The 17,926-nt window shown below is 62.8% G+C and carries 21 protein-coding genes and 1 tRNA gene; 8 read left to right on the forward strand and 14 right to left on the reverse strand.

Annotated features, from left to right (window positions below):
• Positions 1–60: 60 nt before the first annotated feature.
• Complete coding sequence (locus CFR79_RS06265; RefSeq protein ID WP_110547277.1) at positions 61–2,604, reverse strand: excinuclease ABC subunit UvrA; 2,544 nt, start codon at positions 2,602–2,604, stop codon at positions 61–63.
• A gap of 224 nt (positions 2,605–2,828) precedes the next feature.
• Here CFR79_RS06265 and CFR79_RS06270 point away from each other — a divergent pair, with 224 nt between their 5' ends.
• The 3 genes from CFR79_RS06270 (at position 2,829) to CFR79_RS06280 (ending at position 4,425) form a co-directional block, all read left to right on the forward strand.
• A complete protein-coding gene (locus CFR79_RS06270; RefSeq protein ID WP_243705159.1) occupies positions 2,829–3,302 on the forward strand; it encodes a hypothetical protein in 474 nt (157 codons plus the stop codon).
• Positions 3,303–3,444: 142 nt separating this feature from the next.
• Complete coding sequence (locus tag CFR79_RS06275) at positions 3,445–3,678, forward strand: DUF2171 domain-containing protein (protein ID WP_243705158.1); 234 nt, start codon at positions 3,445–3,447, stop codon at positions 3,676–3,678.
• Between the two features lie 63 nt (positions 3,679–3,741).
• On the forward strand, positions 3,742–4,425 hold the full coding sequence (locus CFR79_RS06280; protein ID WP_110547278.1) for a M15 family metallopeptidase: 684 nt from the start codon (positions 3,742–3,744) through the stop codon (positions 4,423–4,425).
• Between the two features lie 14 nt (positions 4,426–4,439).
• Here CFR79_RS06280 and CFR79_RS16120 read toward each other — a convergent pair whose 3' ends face one another.
• Positions 4,440–4,772 carry a hypothetical protein gene (locus CFR79_RS16120; RefSeq protein WP_258373433.1) on the reverse strand — a complete coding sequence of 111 codons (333 nt, stop codon included), beginning with the start codon at positions 4,770–4,772 and terminating at the stop codon, positions 4,440–4,442.
• A gap of 91 nt (positions 4,773–4,863) precedes the next feature.
• On the reverse strand, positions 4,864–5,181 hold the full coding sequence (locus CFR79_RS06290) for a helix-turn-helix domain-containing protein (RefSeq protein WP_110547279.1): 318 nt from the start codon (positions 5,179–5,181) through the stop codon (positions 4,864–4,866).
• Positions 5,182–5,297: 116 nt separating this feature from the next.
• On the opposite strand from CFR79_RS06290, the gene CFR79_RS06295 reads away from it, so the two are divergent.
• Both CFR79_RS06295 and CFR79_RS06300 read left to right on the forward strand, forming a co-directional pair.
• Entirely contained in the window at positions 5,298–5,549 is a 252-nt protein-coding gene (locus CFR79_RS06295; protein WP_110547280.1) for a hypothetical protein, read from the forward strand.
• A 582-nt stretch (positions 5,550–6,131) separates the two neighbouring features.
• Positions 6,132–6,656 (forward strand): nucleoside deaminase, encoded by a 525-nt coding sequence (locus tag CFR79_RS06300; RefSeq protein ID WP_110547281.1) that lies wholly within the window; start codon positions 6,132–6,134, stop codon positions 6,654–6,656.
• A gap of 21 nt (positions 6,657–6,677) precedes the next feature.
• Here the strand turns inward: CFR79_RS06300 and CFR79_RS06305 are convergent, their stop codons facing one another.
• Positions 6,678–7,208 (reverse strand): hypothetical protein, encoded by a 531-nt coding sequence (locus CFR79_RS06305; RefSeq protein WP_254057989.1) that lies wholly within the window; start codon positions 7,206–7,208, stop codon positions 6,678–6,680.
• Positions 7,209–7,387: 179 nt separating this feature from the next.
• On the opposite strand from CFR79_RS06305, the gene CFR79_RS06310 reads away from it, so the two are divergent.
• Entirely contained in the window at positions 7,388–7,603 is a 216-nt protein-coding gene (locus CFR79_RS06310) for a hypothetical protein (protein ID WP_102325380.1), read from the forward strand.
• A 172-nt stretch (positions 7,604–7,775) separates the two neighbouring features.
• Here the strand turns inward: CFR79_RS06310 and CFR79_RS06315 are convergent, their stop codons facing one another.
• The 5 genes from CFR79_RS06315 to CFR79_RS15825 form a co-directional block, all read right to left on the reverse strand.
• Complete coding sequence (locus CFR79_RS06315) at positions 7,776–8,726, reverse strand: efflux RND transporter periplasmic adaptor subunit (protein ID WP_110547282.1); 951 nt, start codon at positions 8,724–8,726, stop codon at positions 7,776–7,778.
• Between the two features lie 12 nt (positions 8,727–8,738).
• Positions 8,739–8,933, reverse strand: a complete 195-nt coding sequence (locus CFR79_RS06320) for a DUF1656 domain-containing protein (protein WP_102325382.1) — start codon at positions 8,931–8,933, stop codon at positions 8,739–8,741.
• Positions 8,933–10,906 (reverse strand): FUSC family protein, encoded by a 1,974-nt coding sequence (locus tag CFR79_RS06325; RefSeq protein ID WP_258373434.1) that lies wholly within the window; start codon positions 10,904–10,906, stop codon positions 8,933–8,935. Before CFR79_RS06325 ends, CFR79_RS06320 begins: the two co-directional genes overlap by 1 nt.
• Positions 10,907–11,095: 189 nt before the next feature.
• Complete coding sequence (gene cysG, locus CFR79_RS06330; protein WP_110547284.1) at positions 11,096–12,493, reverse strand: siroheme synthase CysG; 1,398 nt, start codon at positions 12,491–12,493, stop codon at positions 11,096–11,098.
• A gap of 88 nt (positions 12,494–12,581) precedes the next feature.
• Positions 12,582–12,731 (reverse strand): hypothetical protein, encoded by a 150-nt coding sequence (locus CFR79_RS15825; RefSeq protein WP_162900424.1) that lies wholly within the window; start codon positions 12,729–12,731, stop codon positions 12,582–12,584.
• A 156-nt stretch (positions 12,732–12,887) separates the two neighbouring features.
• On the opposite strand from CFR79_RS15825, the gene panC reads away from it, so the two are divergent.
• The gene (gene panC, locus CFR79_RS06340) at positions 12,888–13,742 is read left to right on the forward strand and encodes a pantoate--beta-alanine ligase (RefSeq protein ID WP_110547322.1); all 855 of its coding nucleotides are present in this window, start codon (positions 12,888–12,890) and stop codon (positions 13,740–13,742) included.
• Between the two features lie 63 nt (positions 13,743–13,805).
• Here panC and CFR79_RS06345 read toward each other — a convergent pair whose 3' ends face one another.
• Genes CFR79_RS06345 through CFR79_RS06355 form a run of 3 tightly spaced genes read right to left on the reverse strand, consistent with a single transcriptional unit; the run spans position 13,806 to position 15,777 of the window.
• Positions 13,806–14,000 (reverse strand): Trm112 family protein, encoded by a 195-nt coding sequence (locus CFR79_RS06345; RefSeq protein ID WP_102325386.1) that lies wholly within the window; start codon positions 13,998–14,000, stop codon positions 13,806–13,808.
• A gap of 44 nt (positions 14,001–14,044) precedes the next feature.
• Positions 14,045–14,818: an LON peptidase substrate-binding domain-containing protein gene (locus CFR79_RS06350; protein ID WP_102325387.1), complete on the reverse strand. Its 774-nt coding sequence runs from the start codon at positions 14,816–14,818 to the stop codon at positions 14,045–14,047.
• Positions 14,815–15,777 (reverse strand): tetratricopeptide repeat protein, encoded by a 963-nt coding sequence (locus CFR79_RS06355; RefSeq protein ID WP_102325388.1) that lies wholly within the window; start codon positions 15,775–15,777, stop codon positions 14,815–14,817. The genes CFR79_RS06350 and CFR79_RS06355 overlap by 4 nt, the downstream gene beginning before the upstream one ends.
• A gap of 216 nt (positions 15,778–15,993) precedes the next feature.
• Between CFR79_RS06355 and CFR79_RS06360 the strand changes: the two genes are divergently transcribed.
• Positions 15,994–16,068 (forward strand) — tRNA-Gly (locus tag CFR79_RS06360).
• A gap of 279 nt (positions 16,069–16,347) precedes the next feature.
• Here the strand turns inward: CFR79_RS06360 and CFR79_RS06365 are convergent.
• Positions 16,348–17,427, reverse strand: a complete 1,080-nt coding sequence (locus CFR79_RS06365; RefSeq protein WP_110547286.1) for a transporter — start codon at positions 17,425–17,427, stop codon at positions 16,348–16,350.
• 97 nt (positions 17,428–17,524) lie between these two features.
• Positions 17,525–17,923, reverse strand: coding sequence for a DUF3597 domain-containing protein (locus CFR79_RS06370; protein WP_102325390.1), 399 nt, complete (start codon positions 17,921–17,923; stop codon positions 17,525–17,527).
• Positions 17,924–17,926: the final 3 nt, after the last annotated feature.

Raw genomic sequence — 17,926 nt, forward strand, 5'->3', positions numbered from 1 at the left:
GTCTTGAGCATTCGGGCAAAGCACTGAAGGCGTTAGAAAACGCTGTCTCCCGACACGCCTTCAGCCCGTCAGCGGTAGCAGGAAGGGGGCAGTCTGGCTGGCCGGGTCATGCGCGACTGCCTGCGGCGTGCCCGTGGCGACAATCCGCCCCCCCGCATCGCCCGCGCCCGGTCCCATGTCGATTATCCAGTCTCCCCGTGCTGCGACGCGCATGTCATGTTCGGCCACCACCACGCTATGCCCTGCATCGACCAGCGATTGCAGGTGAACCTGCAGCCGGTCCACATCGGCGGGGTGCAGGCCGGTGGTCGGTTCATCAAGGATATACAGGGTATGTCCCCGGCGCTGTTTCTGCAGTTCGGTGGCAAGCTTGATGCGCTGGGCCTCACCGCCAGACAGTTCGGTCGCAGGCTGCCCCAGTTTGAGATAACCAAGCCCGCCCTGCTGCAATGTTCCAAGTGCCGCCGACAGGGCCGGGGTCTGCGCGAAGAATGTGGCGGCTTCATCCACAGTCATGTCCAGCACATCGGCAATGGACCTGCCCCGTATCGTGATTTCCAGCACTTCCGGCTGGTAGCGCGTGCCGTGGCAGGTGGGGCAGGGTGAATAGACACTGGGCAGGAACAGCAGTTCCACCATGACCGATCCGGCCCCTTCGCATGTGGGACAGCGCCCTTTCGGCAGGTTGAAGGAAAAGCGGCCAGCATCGTATCGACGCGACTTGGCCAGATCGGTGGCCGCGTACATCTGCCGGATCGTATCGAACAGGCCGGTATAGGTCGCAAGGTTGGAGCGTGGTGTGCGGCCAATCGGTTTCTGGTCGATCATGACCAGCCGTTTCAGTGGCCCTGTCCCCCCGACCACATGCCCCTGCGGCGTGCCGACGGGGCGGTCCGCGATATCGTCCCCATCCGTGTCCGCAGCCAGTTTCTGTCCCAGCGCGCTGGCGACAAGGATGGGAAGCGCCTGACTGACCAGACTGGACTTGCCCGAACCCGACAGGCCGGTCACGGTTACGAAACAGCCCAGCGGGATATCGATGCCCAGGTCATGCAGGTTGTTCCATGTCACCCCCGCCAGTTTCAGCCAGCGTGTGGGTGTGCGTGGCGTGCCCGCGATGGGGGTGTCACTGGCGAACAGATACGGGGCGGTGCGGGAGAGGGGGACATCACGCAGGCCCTCCGGCGGCCCGCTATACAGCACTTCACCGCCGCGCGTGCCCGCATCGGGGCCGACATCAACAATCCAGTCCGCCCGGCGGATCAGGTAGAGGTTGTGTTCAACGATAAACAGCGAATTTCCAGCCGCTTTCAGCCCTTCCAGCGCATCAAGCAGGTTATGGGCATCGGCGGGATGCAACCCGCTGGACGGTTCATCAAGCACATAGACCACCCCGAACAGGCTGGAGCGGATCTGGGTGCCCAGCCGCAGGCGCTGGTATTCCCCCGGCGAAAGCGTCGTAACGGAACGGTCGGCCTGCAGGTATCCCAGCCCCAGATGTTCCAGCACCGCGATGCGCCCGATCAGGTCTGCCGCCATGCGGTGTGCGGCGATGGCCGTGGCGTCCCCTGCCTGCGGGGTATCGTCCAGCGTTGCCGCACCTTCGGCCAGTGGGGCAAGCGTGCGCGCGATGGTGGACAGGGTCTGGCCGGTCATCTGCGCAATATTCATCCCCGCCAGCGTCACGCGCAGGGCGTCGGGATTAAGACGCTGGCCATGGCAGGTGGGGCATGGTGTCGCGGTCAGGAAGCTTTCGGCCCGCCTGCGCATGCTGGCGCTTTGTGACGTGGCGAAGGTATGCAGCACATAGCGCCGCGCGCCGGTGAAGGTGCCGTTATACGATGGCGGGATATCATGGCGGATGGCGCGCTGTACCTCCGCATGGTCCAGCCCCGGATAGACGGGATAGGTCGGGGTTTCGTCCGTATACAGGATCCAGTCGCGTGTTGCCTGTGGCAGGTCGCGCCAGGGGCAGTCCACATCCACCCCTTTTGTAATCAGGATATCGCGCAGGTTCTGGCCCTGCCACGCGGTGGGCCACGCGGCGACGGCGCGCTGACGGATGGAAAGACTGTCATCGGGCACCAGCAGCCCGGTGGTGGTGTCCATGATGCGGCCCTGTCCATGGCATTGGGGACAGGCACCGGCAGGGGTGTTGGTGGAAAAGGATTCCGCTTCCAGCCGCTTCATGCCCGCCGGGTAACGGCCCGCGCGCGAATAGAGCATGCGCAGCAGGTTGGACAGCGTGGTGATGCTTCCTACGGACGAGCGTCCCGTCCCTGTCCCGCGCTGCTGTTGCAGGGCGATGGCGGGGGGCAGGCCCTCGATTGCGGTGACATCGGGCACCGGCATCTGCCGGAACAGCCGCCTTGCGTAAGGGGAGACGGAGTCCAGATACCGGCGCTGTGCCTCGGCATACAGCGTGCCGAACGCCAGTGATGACTTGCCCGACCCCGAAACCCCCGTGAATACCACCAGCCGGTCACGCGGCATGGCCACGTCCACATCCTTCAGGTTGTGTTCACGCGCGCCACGGACATGCACGAAATTGGCCTGATCCTGCGGGGCGGATGGAACCGGGACGGTTGTGGGGCGCTGCGGCATGAAAGCGGGCCTTTGTGCAATGGGTCGTCAGCGGCGCCTGCGTTACGGCACCATTATGAACGGTGTTAGATGAATTCGTGCTGCCCGAACAGGTCATTGGAATTATCGAACGTTATGTATTTGATTTAGCCATGATCAACGTCCCCCTGCTTGACCGATGGAGACGGGCAGCGCATCAGAAAGATCGGGTTGTAACAATCTAAATGATGGGATCAGGCAGAAGCATGAACAGGTTCATCATACTGGGGGCATCCCTATGCCTGTATTCCGTGGGCCAGCCTGTGGTGCAGGCCCATGCGGCGGCGCAGGGCGGGGGGAACGCCACCATCATAGCGGAGGCCGAACGCCACGCGGCGGCCACGCTGCCGGACCCGCACACGGCCACGTTCCGTAATGTCGCGGTTCACGCCATGGATGGGGCATCCGTGGTGTGTGGTGAAATGGCACAGCACAATCCGCCGCCCGATGGCGTGTTCAGGAAATTCGGCTACGTGCAGGGGCAGGATGATCCGGTCGTGTTCAGTGGCCGCGACGTACCCACGAAAATCGCGTTCAATGATGTCAATTCCTGGCTGAATGACAGCATCAAGCTCGAGGATCTGGAAGAAATGGGTTGCGTGCCCAAGGGAACCTACAACCGCTACAATGCGCAGTTGAATCAGGTCATGTCGCAGCGCAAACAGTTTGGCGTGAACTGAGGCGGATACAACTTCCGTCCCTGCCGCGCGTTACGCTGGGGCGGCCATCCGGGCGCCCTGTTCCGCGCGATCAGGGCAGGCGCAGGCCGGAAAAACATGGGGCACGATATGGAACGGCCCCGTGCGTGACAGCGAAAGGGAAATGATGACAGATGTAACGCAGGCCATGGTGGGTCAGGACGTAATAGCGTCAGGTTCAGGCCGGATGGGTACCCTTACGGCTGTCAATTCCGATGCGACGATCCAGATCACGGTCGATGGACCGGCGGAAAGTACGTTTACCGTTCCCCAGTCATGGGTGCAGTCCACCGATAATGGCAAGATCCTGCTCGGCCACACGGTCGAAGATGTGCAGTCCTACACCCCGCCATCATAAACCCGGCGTGTCGGGCATCAGCCTGTCGTGGCACGGACGCGGGCTGAAAGGCCGCGCCCGGTCATGACGGGGGCAGGGGACGATACATTCCGGGCGCCGTTGCAACTGGCCCCCGACATATTGCTGGAACGCGCGGCGGCGGCGCGGATGCCCACCTTTCCGGTCGCGCGCAAACCTGCCGACATGGTGGAAATCACGCGGATTGATCCAGCGATCCGGCTGGATATCCGCTACGCCACGGCAGGGAATTTTCTGGGTTTTCCGGTCTATTCCGAAGCGCGGGCCTTCCTGCAGCGACCGGCGGCTATGGCGTTGTCACATGCCCGCAGCCTTGCCGCGCAACATGGATACGGCCTGCTGGTTTATGATGCCTACCGCCCGTGGCATGTAAGCTACCTGTTCCGTCAGGCCGTGTCCGAAACGCTGTATGATTTTGTGGGCGATCCCGCTACCGGGTCACGGCATAACCGTGGCTGTGCGGTTGACCTGACCCTGTGGAACCTGTCCGATGGCAGGGCTGTTGCCATGCCATCCGGATTTGATGAAATGACGCCGCGCGCCCATACCAGCTACGCTGGCGGCTGCGCCGAAGCGCGGGCCGCGCGTGATCTGCTGGCGCGTATCATGTGCGCGTCCGGCTTTGTGCCGCTGGCGGAAGAATGGTGGCATTTCGATTACGCGGACTGGCAGGACTATCCGGTCATGAACCTGTCCTTTGCCGCGATCGGGCGTGGTGTCACGCCCTGAGCCCGGTGTTCGGTTCAGTCGTTGTGCAGGGTGCGGTCAATCGAACGTCCCGCTTTTTCTGCCGGTCCCTTGGGCGGGTCGAACGTGTCCTGCACCTTGTCCCCGAAGTGGTCCACTTTTTCCCCGACCGTTTCGGGATGGCGCTTGCACGCGGTCAGACCCTGACTGGCCAGCACAAGGGCAAGGGCCATCATGGCAAAGGAACGCACGCTGCGCGTAACGGGGCGCGCGGTGTCGCGGGTATCCGTTCTGGCGGTTTCATTCTGATGATGCAGGGCCAGACGGATCTGGATGCGGTTGTCGTCGGTATCGATGCCTGAAGCGGTAGTCGGGGGAAGAAGAGGCATGTGTGTATCCATGTCCGGAGGGCTGACCTTGATGGGTTGGAAAGTCTGAAACTGGCGGTCCGGTTGCGGATGCACGGAAATGTGAAGCGGGTTAACCGAACATTGTCCGGCATTCGGGACACAGGCGCAGGAAGCGGCCATCGGCGACAAAGGCGCTGTCGCAGTTCAGGCAGTTGCGCCGGACCTGATCGGGTCTGTCCAGCGGGATGGCGTGGCGCAGGCGATGGCGGCGCAGATGGGCCTCCAGCGTTTTGACGTTCAGGCCCAGCCTGCGTGCGGTTTCGCGGGTGGAATAACCCTGTGTGCGAAGATTTTCAACGGAAGGGGCGAGTGTGCGCCAGTTCACACGGGGTGGACGGGTGCGACGGGCAGGAGTCTCGGCTGCCGCAAGGGTGTGCGTATTTTTCATACTTAATTTGTGTCTAAAAACCACACATGCAGCAAGAAAATAATTGCACGTGGCGGAATTTTTCCGTGCCTGCCTCTAATTTGTATATTTTTTTCATACAAATGAAGGAGGCAGTCATGCCCGATCCGTATCTGCCCGATGGTTGTAGTCCCGCTGCCATCGATGCCCGATTCGAGGCGGACGAACCCGCCTGGGTCGCCCGCTACGTAGCGCAGCTTGAACAGCGGCTTGCCCGTCTGGCCGCCATCCGCGCGGAACTGGCGGCCATCCGTTTCGATGGCGCCTATGACGGTGCGGATATTCTGGGATATCTGGATGACGAGATGGAAACGGTTACAATGGCCATGGCCCATCCACGACAGACTTAGATGCAGGGTGCCGCCCTGTATGGAAGAAGTCCACAGATCGACCGGCGTATGGTGGAGCAGCCTGTCGGAATGGGTTCGGATGTCCTGTTATCGCGCGGAAGCGGTTCCTCGCGCCGTAGCATGGCTCGTTTCAGAGAATTGTGTCAGTACTCTTTCTACGGATGAATATTGGCGTGTACAGGTGGCTTGTCCGACCGTGCTTCAACCTGCTCGTCTACTGAACGGAAAGCTCCGACGTTCAGAAACAGAAAATCTGGATTGCTCTACCACGCGGTCCCGCTCGCTCACTATGTAAGCCATAAAGCTCCGGTCCCCTGCCGGGTCAGGGCAAGCACCAGTGGCACGACACAACAGGCACCATGCCATCCGTGCCTGTTCATGTCAGAAACGTAACTGTTGTGCCCGGTATGGAGCGGTATATCGGACGGTATGGTGGGATGGTGGCGGTAGGGAAGGCGATCATTCTTCGGTCGTGCGGCCCGCATTTGTAACCCGTTCGCGTGGGATCAGGGATTGCGCCAGGCTTTTGAAAAGCCATAGTGGGACGCCGCAACGGCAACAGATATTTTTTACGGATAAGCAATGACTGATACCGCGCGTCTGCCCGATCTCGATCATGAACATTTCCTGCGGCAGGCTTTTGCCGTGGCCGAACGGTCGCGGCAGGCAGGCGATCATCCCTTCGGCTGCATTCTGGTCGATGCGCAGGGCGAAGTGGTGCTGGAGCAGGGTAATGGCTATACGGCGGAAGGCGGTGACATGACCGCGCACGCCGAACGGCTGCTGGCCACGCGGGCTTCCAGGAAATTTCCACCGGCTGCACTGGCGTCATGCACGATGTACACATCGGCCGAGCCATGTGCGATGTGTGCGGGTGCGGTGTACTGGACCGGCATCGGTCGGGTGGTGTTTGGACAGAGCGAGCATAACCTGAAGGAAATGACCGGCAATCATCCGGAAAACCCCACGCTGGACCTGCCGTGCCGTACCGTATTCGCAGCGGGCCAGCGCATGGTGGATGTCATTGGCCCCCTGCTGGAATCCGAGGCGGCGGAACTGCAGCGCAGTTTCTGGAGCAGGCGGGACGACGCCGGAAAGACTGACTGAAAACAGTTTTACCGGGAACGCTCAGAACCCGGTTACGGTCCGCTGTCCGGTGGCCATGGAATAGGAGCACGCGCGTTCCCCATCGGTCACCACCAGCCAGATGATGTTGCGCAGCCCGGTATAGAACTGTCCCGCATCGCGCAGCGATGTATAGCCATGATGGCGGAACCACGACGCGATGATGGTGGTCGGCTGGTTTCCGAAGGATTTATGGACGGTATCAAGCAGCCTGTCGCACTGGTCGCGGGTAAAGCTGTCGTGGTTTTCGTACCAGATGCCAACAAGGATGCTGTTGCGCCGGGGATCGAAATCGGCCACCGGCGCCATGTCGCTGTCATAGCTGTCGGGCAGGGTATCAATTTCATGCTGCATGGCGCGTTCGGCACGGATCAGGCCCAGATCCATCATGGTCAGCTTGTCGGAAAACAATGTGCTGATGACCTGCGCCGCCGGGGTCTGGGCAGAAGCCGGAACACAATAACCGCCGACAAGAACAAGTAGAATAAACAGGTAGCGCAAGGAATCCCCCATGGCAGGATTGGTATGGGCCATTCCTGTCAGGAATGGACCCTGCCCGGTGCGTGTGGGCGGGTATGGATTTCATGTCATGACATGAATTCCGTAAAAATAACCCTTTAAGCCCGCTGACTGGTCTTGAAAGTCATGCATTTAAATCTTATCTGCCATGAGGAAGATGACTGACTTGGTGGAGAGAAGGAAACGTGCGGGACATGACACGGATGAAACTTGCCCTGCGTGGCTGGTTGCAGGTGCTGCGGGGTCAGATCGTGCGTGAGATGGGTTACGCCATTGCCAGTGACCGCCTGCAGCGTCGTGGCGTGCTGATTGAAAAACTGGGTCATGGGCTGCTTTACCGCGCCCACCGCATGGGCGCGCCTGCTGCCACCCCGCAGCCTGATCCCTACACGATCCCGCCGGGCATCTGACCCGGCAGCCCCGCCATGAAAATACAGGCGGGCCGATGGGGCGCGAATTCAGCCCTTTCTTTCACGAGTCGTTGTGAACACCCACGTTATCCCCGTTTGCTGATGGGTCTGTCCACAGGGTTGCCCGGATATTCGTCCCCTGAATCTGTGGATAACGGATGTGACGCACTGTCTAGCGGTGACCGACCAGATGCTGGATGTCATCGCCCACATGGCGCAGCGCATCGCGGATGGACATATGGCGGCGGTTACCCGCTGCCGACACCACGGTAACGGTCGTGGTCATGCCCGCAGCCAGTACCAGATCGGGCGGCACACGGTCGATATGCACGCGCACGGGAATACGCTGCGCCAGCCGCACCCAGGTATAGATCGGGTCTACCGCTGGCAGTCCCTGCGTGGACGTGGCGGCATTGTTGCTGGCGATGCCACGCGTAATGCTTTCCACATGACCGAACAGGGGTTCATGGAACCCCATGAGATCAAGCCGGACCGGGTCGCCGGTTTTGATGGCGTGGATTTTCGTTTCCTCGAAATACCCGTCCACCCAGTAGGAATCGGCATCGATCACCTGCACGTTCACCTGTCCCGCATTGGCGTAATCGCCCGCGCGCATGGTCAGGTTGGTGACGTAACCGTTGATCGAGCTGCGTACTTCGGTGCGTTCAAGGTTGATGCGGGCCTGCCGCAGGTCCGCCAGTGCAGCGGCATACTGCGCTTCCGCCTGCTGGGCCACGGCCTCGAACTGCTGTTTTTCCTCACCCGATACGGCCACGCCGGAAATGCTCTGCCGGCGTTCATATTGCGATGTCTTGAATTCCAGATCCGCCCTGCGTTCGTTCACCGCAGCCGTGGCGATATCCACTTTCACCCGGAAATCGAACGGGTCGATGACATACAGGATGTCGCCCGTATGGACGAACTGGTTGTCATGCACGCGCACTTCATTGATCTGTCCCGAAACGCGCGGTGCGATATTGGCAACCTGCGCACGTACCTGTCCGTTACGGGTCCAGGGGGAGGCCGTGTAGTAATCCCACAGCACCACGGCCACGATGACTGCTACAAGCAGGATGACAAGGGTAATGGCCAGACGCACAAGGCGGTTTGCATAAGCGAACACGTCAGTATTCTTTCACAGGATCAGTGTATACAGGCCGACAAGGCAGATCAGCAGCCCGAATTGCGCCAGTGGCGGGTTCCATATGAACCGCCACAGGTTGAGCCATGACAGCAGGCCACGCAGCACCAGCAGCGTGCACAGCGCCAGCCCCAGATTCATGACGAAGGCCGAAACCAGCACGCCTTCCACATCGACAACCTGCCGCATCACAGCCCCTTCTTCATGTTGACGATGCCGTAATGGCGCAGGCGGGGCAGGGCGACCTGCCATGCACGCAGCGCGGCGTTCAGCCCGGCCAGCAGGTTTATGGCCGCAACCTGTGTCGGTAACGGCTGGTCCACCGCAGGGGCGGGAACGGCATCCAGCGCCCTGTGTATCTGCTCGTTCATGGCCATCGGGGCGTGTACCACCAGTTCGCGTTCCGCCATTTCGGCGGCGGGACGCAGTGCTGCAATGTCGCGTGCCTGCCTTGCATAGGCGCGGGCGCGTGCAAGGGCCATGTCCAGCTCCGCAAGGGCGGTAAAGCTTTCGATCTGGTTGCGGCTGCTGCCGGTGGCGGGCAGCCGCTCGGTCCAGAACTGCATCTGCGCCAGCCGGTCAAAACTGCGGGTCAGATGGGCGGGACCCTGTACTTCGCCATGGCCCTTCATCTGGCGCTCCAGCGCACGCACGATGGTCGCGGCCATCCAGAACCGCTGCCTGCGCGGGGAAGGGGGAAACAGCAGGACAAGAATGATGAAGGCCAGCAGTGCCGCCAGCAGGTAGAAGATGTTGCGGTTGAGGAATTCGGTGGGGTTGTAGCTCTGGTGATTGTCCAGCCCCAGTATGGCGAAGAAGAAGACACCGTAATTGAACCCGATCGCAGCCGTTGCGGGCCGCATCAGCAGCAGGCACGCAATAAATGTCTGCGGCAGCAGGCTCAGCGCAAGGAACGGCATGTCCGCCCCGTGCAGCAGGACAATGAAGTTTAGCACGGCCGCGGCCAGCACGCTGCACGGGATGCCGATTACGGCCCCCATGCCAAAACGGGCCGTATCCACATTGGTTGCCGCCAGTGTCAGCGTCAGCGCGGTCTGGGCCAGCGCGACGGTCGCCCCCGGCAGGCCGGTTATTACGCATACACCCGCCGCGAACGAAAAGCCGATCAGTACCCGCAGCGCGCCGATCAGCGCCAGTCCGTAATTGGGCTGGGTGGCGATCGGGATGGTTCCGCAATGGGCATCCACCTTCTTTGTGCCCGCCAGCATGGCTTGGCCCACATGGGAATTGATGCGTGCGGCCAGCATGCGCGCCGCGCGTTCGATGGCGAAGGCTTCGTCCGCATTGGGCACATGACCGGGCAGATCCGCGCGGATGGTATTGAGGATATGGATGGTGAAAGCCACCTGATCGCCGCGCAGTTCCCGTTGCCGGGCGGTCCGGGCAATGGCGTCGTCAATCACGGGGTCGATGTTGGCGCGACCGGCCTGCCGCCCCAGTCCGCGCGCGCAGTCCAGTACGTTGAGCATCGACACCATGGCCAGACGCGCTCCGTTGGCGCGTGCGCCACCCCGTTCCAGTTCCGTGCGGGCATAGGACAGGCGCGTGGTCAGGGCGAGAATGCGTGACCCCAGCTTCACGTCCGCCTGTGCCCCCCGGTCATACAGATGCAGCAGGGCGGCGCGTGCCGTGGCACTGATGGGCTGGGTCAGCTTTTCAAGCCCGTCCGCAAGGCCACGCCATGCCTCGGGCGAGCCGGAGAGGATATTGACCACCGCCACCGCGAACACCCCGATGGAAATGGCTGAAGCCCGGGAGACGGCCACGTTGAAAACATTCTGGGGCGTGTCGATGCAGTTTACCGCCACAAGGGCGACGGTATAGCCCGACAGCAGCGCGCCATAGGAACGGAAGTCGCGTTCCAGCGAGCCGACAAACGCGCAGGCGGCAAGCCACAGCGCGACCCCGCCAAGGAATGGCCCACGCTGTTCATTCCACACCGCCACAAGCACGATGGACACACCCATGCCCACCACGGTACCCAGCAGCCGGTAAAACGCCTTGGACAGGGCCTGTCCCCGCAATGGCTGGGCCAGGATCATGACCGTAACGCCGACCAGAAGCGGGTTGTCGATCTGGACCCAGAAAGCGGTCGCCAGCCCGAGGACAAGCGAACACCATGTGCGCAGGCTGAAACCCATCCAGCCGGGGGGAAGGCGATCTATCCATGGTAAGAACGCGCGGGCGACAGCGTGTGCGCTGCGTGCGTTTCCTGCCGGTAAGTCTGGCATGGCCTCCCTGACCGTTCAGTGGCTCATTGCGCTCAATACAATGAAAGTTGCCGTAAATTCATAACAAATCGTGTACGGCAGCACCGTGGCGTCATGCGGTCAGGCGGGAGAAATGACCCGGTGCCGGACGACTTCCCCCACGATTATCAGCGCCGGACTGCCCACGCCTGCGCTTGCGGCCTGCCGGGGCAGGCTGGCGAGGGTGCCGGTCAGCACACGCTGGTCCGCCCTTGTGCCGCGTTCGACAATGGCGGCGGGCCAGTCGGCGGGCAATCCATGTTCCTCAAGTCTGGCGCACAGCGCGGGCAGGGCGGATACGCCCATGTAGATCACCACGGTCTGTCCCGGTCGGGCCATGCTGTCCCATGGCAGGTGCAGCGTCCCGTCGGCACGGGCATGGCCGGTCACGAACATGCACGCCTGCGCGCAGTCGCGGTGGGTCAGCGGGATACCGGCATAGGCCGCGCAGCCATTGGCGGCGGTAATGCCGGGCACGACCTGAAACGGTATGGCGGATTCCAGCAGGGCCTCGATTTCCTCGCCCCCCCGCCCGAACACGAACGGGTCGCCACCCTTCAGCCGCAGCACGCGCTGGCCCGCCTGCGCACGGCGTACCAGCTCGGCGTTTATTTCTTCCTGCGGCATGGTGTGCCGGTTGCGGCGCTTGCCCACGAACACCAGTTCCGCATCCCGCCGTACCCGGTCCAGCAGGGCGGGGGAGAGTAACTGGTCATACAGCACGGAATCGGCGTTCTGCATCATGTGCAGCGCGCGCAGCGTCAGAAGGTCCGGGTCCCCCGGCCCCGCGCCAACCAGCCAGACCTCACCACGCGTGGTGGTGCCGGCGATGATGTCATCCAGTATGGCGCGCGCGCGGGCTGTCTCGTTCTGCCGGGCGGCCTGCGCGCCCGCACCATCGAGGAAGGTTTCCCATACCCGCCTGCGGCGTGAAATGTCGGGGCAGGCCTGCCCCACATATTCGCGCTGCTGCTGCATGAAGATGGCCAGTTCGCCCGTGCCTTCGGGTATGGAGCTTTCGACCTGCTCGCGCAGGCGGCGGGCCAGTACCGGGGCCGCGCCGCCGGTCGATATGGCGATGCGGACAAGGCCGCGATGGATCTGGGCCGGGGTGATGAAGGTGGAAGGCTGCGGGTCGTCCACCGCGCAGACGGGAATGTTCATCTCACGCGCGATGGCGGCCACGGCGCGGTTGGTTTCGCGGTCGTCGGTTGCGGCATAGACCAGCCGGCAGCCCGGCAGGGCAGTGCGCAGGGCGCCTTCATCGGCAGTGGTGGCGATATGGGTGATCGTGCCGTCTTCCCCCCACCGCCGCATTTCATCGTCCAGACGGGTGGCGATGACATCCACCTTCGCCCGGTGGGCCAGCAGAAGCCGGACCTTGTTCGCCGCGATCATGCCGCCGCCCACCACCAGCACCCGGACATCGTCCAGCCGCAGCGCGATGGGGAACCATGCGGGTTCGGAAGTATCGGTCATACAGTCAAGCAGCCGGCAGAACCGGCATCCCGTAGCTGAAGGTAAGGCAGGGCAGTCATGTAACGTGCGGCAGGCAAAGAGGGCCGCGTTAGTGGGAGGCGGCGTTCTTCACCCCTTCGGCATAGCCCCAGCGTGCCCATGTCGAACGGTCCCTGACCGATCCCGGCGTATTGCTGGCGCATGCCGCCAGTGACAGCACAATGCCGCAGAGAGCAAGAACGGGAAGAAAACGGGCCAAAAAAACCTCCTGCATGACGCAAGGGTGGACATAGCAGAAAAGCCATCCCTTCACCACGCCCTTCACATGGGGGGGGACAATGGTGTTAAGCAGCACACGCCCGCCATGCACCCGCATGTTGCGGGATGTGGATAAGGAACCGGGTGAATGCAGCCGATGGAAACCCTCAGCACCGTGGCCACATTGCGCGCGCGGGTCAGGGCATGGAAACAGGCAGGGGAACGTGTGGCGGTGGTCCCGACAATGGGTGCGTTGCACGCGGGTCACCTGTCCCTTGTCCATGCCGCGCGGCAGCAGGCGGACCGCGTGATCGTGACGGTGTTTGTCAATCCGATCCAGTTCGACAATGCCGATGATCTCGCAACCTATCCCCGCACGCTTGAGGCGGATTCGCGCCTTCTGTCCGATGCGGGCGTGGACGTGCTGTACGCCCCGACGGCAGCGCAGATGTACCCGCCCGGCTTCGCCACGCGCATAACCGTATCCGGCGTGTCGGAGGGATTGTGCGGCGGCATGCGTCCCGGCCATTTCGATGGCGTGGCGACGGTTGTGTGCAAGCTGCTGATGCAGACGCTGGCCGATCGCGCCTTTTTCGGGGAGAAGGATTTCCAGCAGGTGCAGGTCATCCGTCGCATGGTGACCGACCTTGACCTGCCCGTCGAGATCATATCCTGCCCCACCCTGCGCGAAGCGGACGGGCTGGCCCTGTCATCGCGCAATCGCCGGCTGGGCGCGTCCATGCGGCAGGCGGCGGTGGCCCTGCCGCGTGCGCTTGAAGCCTGCGCACGGGCAATCGCGGGCGGCGCGGAGGTCGTCCCCGCATTGGCGAAAGTCGCGCAGGACCTGACGGCGGCAGGATTTGAACGCGTGGAATATGTCGAACTGCGCGCCGAGGCCGACCTGCAGCCCCTGACTGCCCTTCCACCGGGCATGTCCGCGCGCCTGCTGGCGGCGGCATGGCTGGATGGCGTGCGTCTGATCGACGGTATGCCGGTGCCCCCGGCGGCGTAAAACCATGAAACTGACTGCCGGTTCCGTGTCCCTGACTGGAGACACGGGCGGCAGGGCTGTGGTTCAGGCGTCCAGTCGGCGGGCTTCGTCGGGCAGCATGATGGGAATGCCATCGCGGACCGGAAAGGCCAGTCCGGCGCGCTTGCTGATCAGTTCGCCAGCCTCGCGGTCATAGACCAGCGGCCCCTTGGTCACGGGGCAGACAAGGACGGACAGCAGCCGGGGATCAAGTGGCGGTGCGGGTGGCTTTTCAGTCATGGCGGCATATCCCGTGCAGGTTGCAGTATTACATGCGACATCAGTTACGAGGGGGATGCACCCTCATCGGGTTCGTGTCCAGCCCCGTCCAGCAGATTGCGCAGGATCTGCGCGCGCGCGGCCGGGGTGGGCGCTTCCAGCATCATCTGCCGGGGCGCCGTGCCGAACGGGCAGATCATGGGCAGCGTGACCAGCAGGGCGGCATCATCCATCTGGCGCAGGGCTTCCCAATGCGTGCTCACGCCCTGTGCCTCACAGAAATCATGCAGCGCGTTCAGCAGCCCTTCCCGGTCAAAGGGAATGTCATCCCCGCTATCCGTCAGGTCCGATACGAAGGAGGATACGTCGATCCGTCCCACCCGATAGCCCCGGCGCAGCGCCGTCTCGCGCAGCAGGCGGAAACGCGCGATGCCGGTCAGCGTAATGGCGTAGGTGCCATCCACCCGTTCGGTCATGGCGGTGATCCGCCCCACGCACCCGATTCCATACAGGGGCGGGGTATCGCTGTAGCCGTCATCCATGCCGGGATCGGTGACGGTATCGTCACCGGGACCGGTATCCCCCATCCCTTCCAGCGGGCGGGGCTGGATCATGCCGATCAGGCGGTTGCTGGCCAGCGCGTCTTCAACCAGCGCGACATAGCGGGGTTCGAACACGTTCAGCGGCAGGCGGCCCTGCGGCAGCAGCAGCGCTTCATCAAGCGGGAACAGCCCCAGTTCCGCCGGGAAATCCGCCAGCGTGATGTCGCCAAGCTGCGGAATGTGACGGGGAATGTCATCATGGATGATGACACTTCCCCTGTTGTCATGCCGCGTCACGAAAACAGCAGCGAGGACATGCGCCGCCGCGCGGCGATGGTGTCGGGGTCCGTCTGGCCCCATGCCTCGAACAGGCGGATCAGTTGCAGGCGGGCCGCGTCGTCATTCCACGTCCGGTCCGCCTTCATGATGGTCAGCAGTTCATCGGCGGCCTGCGCGCGCTTGCCTGCCGCGTTCAGGGCGGCGGCCAGTTCAAAGCGGGCTGCGTAATCCCTGGGGTTGGCTGCCAGACGGGCACGGATCTCCTCCGCTTCCTCGGCGGCCTTGCGGCCTTCGCGCTTGAGTTCCAGCGCAGCCCTGGCACCCGTGATCTCGGCATGGCTGGCGATGGACGCGGGCGCATCCTGAAGCGCCGTCTCAGCCCCCTCCTCATCGCCCATTTCAATCAGCGCGCGGGCAAGGCCGCCCCATGCGGCAGGGTTCTCGGGCTCGATTTCCAGAACCTGCGAAAACAGCCCGGCAGCGGCTTCCGCCCGGCCTTCCTCCATCGCGGCACGGGCCGCATCGATCAGGTCGGCGGCAGGCAGGGCGCCGCCGCCTGCCTTCAGCACGTTTTCGATGAAGCGGCGCACTTCGCTTTCCGGTTTGGCGCCCTGAAACAGGTCCAGTATCTGTCCCTGCCAGAAAGCCGCGACCAGCGGCACGGACTGCACCGGCAGCCCGATCTGCCCAAGCTGCTGCACCAGCGCCTGGTTGGCGTCCACATCCACCTTCACCAGCCGCACGCGCCCGCCTGCGGCACGCACCACCTTTTCCAGAACAGGCGTAAGCTGTTTGCACGGCTTGCACCATGTCGCCCAGAAATCGACCAGCACCGGCAGGTTACGACTGGCTTCCACCACATCGCGCATGAAGGTGTTCTGCGTGCCGTCCATGACCGGGTCCGGTGCGCCAGCGGGGCTGGCGGCTGCGGGACCGGAACTGGCAGGCCGGGGTGTCTGGCCGATAATGTAGTCCATCTGGTTCTGTATCCTGTCGGTGTGCGGCCACCATGGGGTGGGTGCTGTGGCCCGGATACCCATGGGGACTGATTCATATCGCTGCGTAATAGATTGGCATTCCGGGCCGTACCCGCAACCGCCTTCTGCCCCGATGAAAAAAACTTCGAAAAAAGCATTTTACCCCCTTGCGCACCCTGCGGCATTGGCTTAGAAACCGCCTCACCGACGCGGAGCGCGGGCGTAGCTCAGGGGTAGAGCACAACCTTGCCAAGGTTGGGGTCGTGGGTTCGAATCCCATCGCCCGCTCCAGATCTTCTACGGAAGATCAGCGGATTAAAAGACGGCCTTTCGGGGCCGTTTTTTGCGTTTGGGCCTCAATTCAATCCATTAAGGGTTCTTCCGCCTGCGGGGCGCAGCATTCGGCATCGCGGCCATCCCGTAATCATGGCCTGTCACTACAGCCCCATACGGCGCCTATGCCCTTCATGACATCATGCCGGGCAGGGGCCTGCTATCGTCGACATGAGGGGCGCTGCGCCCTGATCTGGCATGCAGGCCGGTCTTTCAGGCAGCCCGTCTGTTGCCCGCCTAGAGCAGTTTCATGACCTTGAGCAGCAGCCACGTAATCATCATGAACAGGAAGCAGATCCCACCGGCCTCCACCGTGCCCATCGCGCCGGATGCCAGGAACATGCCCCCTGTATTCATGCCGAAAAAGCCGGTGACGAATGTGGCGGGCAGCATGAGGGTGGTCACGATCGACACGGTATAAAGGCGGCGGTTGGTTTCTTCCGCCTGTCCCGATGCCAGTTCGTCCTGTAGCGAGCGCGCGCGGTCCTGTAGCGCCAGAAGGTCATCAAGCGCCGCGTGGATCTGGCGTTGCGACCGGTCGCGTATGTCATCTTCCGCCCATTCGGGCAGTTCCAGATCCTCGTTATGGAAAATGCGGTCCACGGGCGAAATCACGCGCCGCAGTTCGGTCGAACGGCGACGGACCCGACCGATCAGTCCGCTTATGCGACCGAAATCCGTGTGCTGGTCCAGTGTCAGCAGCAGGTCTTCCGCGCGGTCCAACTGGTCATCGAGCATGGCGATGTTGCGGCGGACGGTATCGGCGAATTCCAGCAGTGTATAATCGACCACTTCCGCAGGGGAATTAAAGGATTCGATGCGCTGGAGCGTGCGATAGACCACTCCCAGCGCCGGCACCGGCTGTCGGCGGGTGGTGATGAGCAGGGTCGGCAGGACCGCGAAACGCCATGCGGAAAGGTTCTTGTCATCTTCCGACATGGCATCGTCAAAGCCGGGCAGCGCGCCATATACGATGTCGCCCTCGGCTTCCACATTCGTACCCCGGTCCGTGCTGCCAAGCGCCAGACGCACTTCTTCGGGCAGGCAGGGTATGGCCTGTATGTGGGCACGGGTGGATGTATGGACGATATCGTAATGCAGCCAGACCCATGTCCCCGGTGTGGCGGGGTCGCCACCTTCAAGCGCGCGGGCGATCTGTTCATCGGTCAGGCGTTCAGGCTTCTGGCCTGCGCGGCAGGCAATGGCCCAGACCAGACCGTTGGACACGGAAGAGGCTGATGACATGCCCGACGACAGGGTTGCGCTGTCCGTCATGGGAAAATCGGGCACGGTCTCCATCGCGTATCCTTCCGTCATGCCGCGTATCGTGGCGGCTGTCGTGTCGCTTGGTGGGGCCGGTATGCAAAACGGGCGCGCGATGGCTGGCTGCCACGCGCGCCCGTCCCGCCTGGCGTCATTTCATCAGGTCGGGGGAGACCTTGCCGCCATTCTGCGCCAGTTTCTGCATCACCTGGGCATGCAGCCAGATGTTCATGGACGCGGAATCACTGGTGTCGCCGGTGTAGTGCAGTTCCGACGCCAGTTCCTTGCGCGCGGCAAGGGAACTGTCCAGCCCGAGCAGCTTCATCAGATCGACAATGGATGTCTGCCAGTTCAGCTTTTCGGGGTTCCTGGCGGCCATGGCGGCCAGAACCGCATCCACGTCCACCGGCTGGGCCGGGGCGGCGGAAGCAGCCGGAGCCGCAGCGGCGGCCGGGGCAGCAGCGGGCGCTGCCGCCGGTGTCGCGGCATCAGCGTGGCTGAGTCCCGTATATTCGAAGATCTTGGACATGATTGAACCGAAGATGCTCATATT

Origin of the sequence: Komagataeibacter saccharivorans (genome assembly GCF_003207825.1) — a bacterium.
Taxonomy (GTDB): domain Bacteria; phylum Pseudomonadota; class Alphaproteobacteria; order Acetobacterales; family Acetobacteraceae; genus Komagataeibacter; species Komagataeibacter saccharivorans.